The sequence below is a fragment of the Candidatus Oscillochloris fontis genome (assembly GCF_004138135.1).
In the GTDB taxonomy this organism is placed as follows: domain Bacteria; phylum Chloroflexota; class Chloroflexia; order Chloroflexales; family Chloroflexaceae; genus Oscillochloris; species Oscillochloris fontis.
Genome location: NZ_RYFD01000098.1, coordinates 1 through 3672 on the forward strand (window position 1 = coordinate 1; position 3672 = coordinate 3672).

The following is a 3672-nucleotide window of genomic DNA, read 5'->3' on the forward strand; positions in this document are numbered from 1 at the left end:
ATCACGATCTTGACGAGTTGCATTGCCAGAGCGATGCTTAATCGCAAAAGCTGCGGCAGCCTCCACCCGCGTCATTGCGCTGATCAACAGGGTATGTTCAGCCTTTGGATCTGTTACTGCGATCACCCAAGCTGAGCCAGTTTCTGGAAAGTAGCGCTTCACAAGTGCGCTGGTATCAAAATAGTAGGCACTCATCCTTTTGCGCCACGCTGTTCAATAACGATTTGGCTCAGTGGCTTACCACCGATACGCGCAAAACTTGCCTGTACCGCTTCAAGTGTCGCCGTAGACTGCGCCGCAATGGCATGCATGGTCGGAGTCGGCTCAGTAAGCAGACCCGCAGTGCGCAGCACATCACGAGCACGCTCACGATCACTCTTTGGGGGTACTGGAATTAGCCGTTCAAGGAGCCATTCACCGGCTAATATATCAACCGATTTCCCTTCGCGCAGCGCCGCAGCGTGGAGACGTTCGAGTATTTCAGATGGGAGATCAAGCATAAGTACGGTCATAGATTTCTCCTGAAAAGCCCTCTCTTGCATTTCCTTACTCGTATTTCAATTATACCCCACTCCACCCCGGTTTTTCACCGCCGAGGACGCCGAGGAGCGCAGAGGAAGAACCGTAGGGGCGCGTCGCGACGAAGCCCCCGGGATTCTCCATCATTCCGGGGGCGCATCACGATGCGCCCCTAGCTATTCCTTACACGGAACATGCTATACTTTCTTAAGCAACCATGTATGCGAGGTAGGACTTGTGGCATACCGTATCGAGTACACGGATAGTGCGATAGGTGATATCGCCTACTTCACAAAATACGAACGAGGATTAATCGTCACTGCGATTGAAACGCAACTTACCCATGAACCGCTTCGCGAGGTGCGGAATCGGAAGCCGATGGAACCCAATACGCTGGCGCGTTGGGAAGTTCGCGTCGGGAAGTATCGAATCTTTTATGATGTAGAAGTGAGCGATCAGGTAGTACTGGTCAAAGCGGTAGGCTGGAAAGAGCATAATCGGCTCTACATTCGCGGCAAGGAGTATAGCCTATGAAAACCGTAGACCTGACGCACGTTGTTGATGCGGTAGAAGAACTGCTCGATCTTGCAACAAATGATGGCGTCCTTCTTCGATTGCCAAATGGAAAAGTCTTTTTGCTGCGCTCGGTGGCGGAAGATGATGCGGAGTGTGATGATTTTGCTGAGGAAGTTGCACGAACGCGCCAGAATAGTGCCCTGATGGCGTTGCTTGAGGAACGATCACAGGAACCATCACGTATCCCGGCGCATGAGGCACGGCGACGCCTTGGATTAGATGCTTAGGTGCGTCGTGACGCGCCAGTGACGCATCATTCCGGGGCGCATCACGATGCGCCACCGAATGTGCCGCTATCCGGCCCTCACCCCCCTAGCCCCCCTCTCCCGTGGCCTTCGGCCACAGGCGAGGGGGGAAGAGGAACCCGTCATCCGGCCCTCTGCCCCTACCTCCGGCTCCCTAGGGCATGTGCAAAGTCCGATTCCCCCCTCCTAACCTCCCCCCGTTGGAGGGAGGAATCCGGCTCCCGCCCCCAGCGGGGGCGGGTTGGGGTGGGGGCAACAACGACTTTGCACATGCCCTGTCCGGCTCCCCCCTCGCCTGTTCGCGCAGCGAACGGGAGAGGGGGGCTGGGGGGGTGAGGGCCAACCACCCACCCTACCCCGGCCACTTCCCGTACTTGCGCACATACGCGACCTTGTACGCATACACCATGGCATCAGGATGCCCAAGTTCCTGCTCGTAGGCTACACACATATCCAGCAACCCCAGCGCCTCGCTGACCTGGCCTTGGCCTACGAGTGCCATGCCCAGATTCCAACTCGCAATCGCTTCCCCGCGCCGGTCGCCGATCTCGCGGGCGATCACCAAGTGTTGCTCATAGAACCCGATGGCGCGGCGCGGATCGCCCAGGCGCCAGTAGGCCAAACCCAGGTTGCCCAGGACAGCCCCTTCCCCGCGCCGGTCGCCGATCTCGCGGGCGATTACCAAATCTTGCTCGTAATACTCAATCGCGCGGCGCGGCTCCCCCAGGCTCCAGTAGGCATTCCCCAGGTTGCCCAAATCTTGACCTTCTGCGCGACGATCACCAATTTCACGACTCACTACCAGTGCTTGCTGATGATACTCAATCGCGCGGCGCGGCTCGCCCAGGTCGGCGTAGGCATTCCCCAGGTTGCCCAGGGCTGCCCCTTCCCCGCGCCGGTCGCCGATCTCGCGGGCGATTACCAGACGTTGCTCGTAGAACCCAATAGCGAGGCGCGGCGCGCCCAGGTCGGCGTAGGCATTCCCCAGGTTGCCCAGGGATGCCCCTTCCCCGCGCCGGTTGCCGATCTCGCGGGCAATCACCAAGTGTTGCTCGTAGAACCCAATGGCGCGGCGCGGCTCCCCCAGATCTTTGTAGGCATTCCCCAGGTTGCCCAGGGCATTGCCTTCCTCTCGCCGGTCGCCGATCTCGCGGGCAATCACCAAGTGTTGCTCGTAGAACCCAATGGCGCGGCGCGGCTCTCCCAGGCTCCAGTAGGCAATGCCCAGGTTGCCCAGGAACCAACCCTCAGCATCCCGCCGCCCCAGGCGGCGCGCTGCAGCCAGTGCGGCCTCCAGTTGGGGGATGCGCTCGCTGCGGGGGGTGTAGCGTAGCTCGCCGATATGCACCGTGGCATTAGCATCGTCAATCAGGAGTGTATCCACCTCGCGGCTACCCGCGTGGGCCTGGAGCCAGCGCCGCGCCGCATCCAGGTTGGCACGTTCGCGCTCGAAGTGGGCTAGTCCAAGCACGATCTGATCGCCGCCAGCGAGGTAGTGCTGTTCCGCCTTTTTGGCCTCGGCGATGTAGTACGCAGCATAGCGCAGCCGCGCCGCTCGCTCCTCTTCGCCCAGGCGCTGCACGGCAAAGTGGCGCACCAGTTCGTGCAGGTCGTAGCGATCCTGTTCAGGGTCGTATTCGAGGAGGCTGCGCCGGTAGAGTAGGCTCAGGTCGTCCCGCAGCCGTTCGGGATCGTCGGGCTCGACCACCGCTGCCGCTGCTGCGAGGGTAAAACTGGCGCCAAAGACCCCCAACTGGGCTAGGGTGGCCTGCACCTGCGCTGTGAGCCGGTGGTAACTGAGCGCAATCGAAGCCTCGACATCCGTCTCAGGGTCGGAGTCGCTGTCGGGGTCTTTGAGCGCCGCTAGGGCGCGCTTCTGCTCACTCAGGCGGGCGATGTAGTCGGCACTGCGCAGGGTGGGGTCGTTGTGCAGCAGGCTGGCAGCGATGCGCAGGGCTAGGGGCAGGCAGCCGCAGGCGGTGGCGATCTGTTGGGCGGCGGCGGCATCCAGGCGCGGGCAGATGGTAAGGAGGAGGCGTACCGCGTCCTCCATCTCCAGCCGGTGCAGGTCAATGCGCTGCATCCCCTTCAGGGTGAACTTCTGGCGGCTGGTGATGAGCAGCGCCGATCCGGCGGGGGGCAGCAGCGCCTGCACCTGGGCGGCGTCTTTGGCATCGTCGGCGAGGATGAGCACGCGCTTGCCCGCTAGGGTGCTGCGGTAGAGGGTGGTGAGTTCGGTGATGCCATCAGGGAGCTTCGCATCGGGGAAGAAGGCATGGATCACCTGTTGCAGCGCCTGCGTCGCGGGCATGGCCGGGTTCCGCGAGCCTTG

The 3672-nt window shown here is 61.4% G+C and carries 5 protein-coding genes; 2 read left to right on the forward strand and 3 right to left on the reverse strand.

Annotated features, from left to right (window positions below; translation table 11 throughout):
- Window positions 1-195, reverse strand: a 195-nt coding sequence (locus tag EKD03_RS17975) for a type II toxin-antitoxin system VapC family toxin (RefSeq protein ID WP_161569313.1), incomplete at its 3' end; no start/stop codon positions are given.
- Window positions 192-512 carry a hypothetical protein gene (locus EKD03_RS17980; protein ID WP_129633808.1) on the reverse strand — a complete coding sequence of 107 codons (321 nt, stop codon included), beginning with the start codon at window positions 510-512 and terminating at the stop codon, window positions 192-194. The genes EKD03_RS17980 and EKD03_RS17975, both read right to left, overlap by 4 nt.
- 244 nt (window positions 513-756) lie before the next feature.
- Between EKD03_RS17980 and EKD03_RS17985 the strand changes: the two genes are divergently transcribed.
- On the forward strand, window positions 757-1053 hold the full coding sequence (locus EKD03_RS17985; RefSeq protein ID WP_129633810.1) for a type II toxin-antitoxin system RelE family toxin: 297 nt from the start codon (window positions 757-759) through the stop codon (window positions 1051-1053).
- Window positions 1050-1322 carry a hypothetical protein gene (locus tag EKD03_RS17990; protein WP_129633812.1) on the forward strand — a complete coding sequence of 91 codons (273 nt, stop codon included), beginning with the start codon at window positions 1050-1052 and terminating at the stop codon, window positions 1320-1322. Before EKD03_RS17985 ends, EKD03_RS17990 begins: the two co-directional genes overlap by 4 nt.
- Window positions 1323-1692: 370 nt before the next feature.
- Here EKD03_RS17990 and EKD03_RS17995 read toward each other — a convergent pair.
- Window positions 1693-3672 (reverse strand): tetratricopeptide repeat protein (locus tag EKD03_RS17995; protein WP_238613580.1); only part of this gene is annotated, 1980 nt, incomplete at its 5' end.

What these genes read in the sequence shown, in the direction of transcription:
- EKD03_RS17980 (WP_129633808.1), bottom strand. Translation starts at nt 512, where the DNA reads ATGACCGTACTTATGCTTGATCTCCCATCTGAAATACTCGAACGTCTC.
- EKD03_RS17990 (WP_129633812.1), top strand. Translation starts at nt 1,050, where the DNA reads ATGAAAACCGTAGACCTGACGCACGTTGTTGATGCGGTAGAAGAACTG.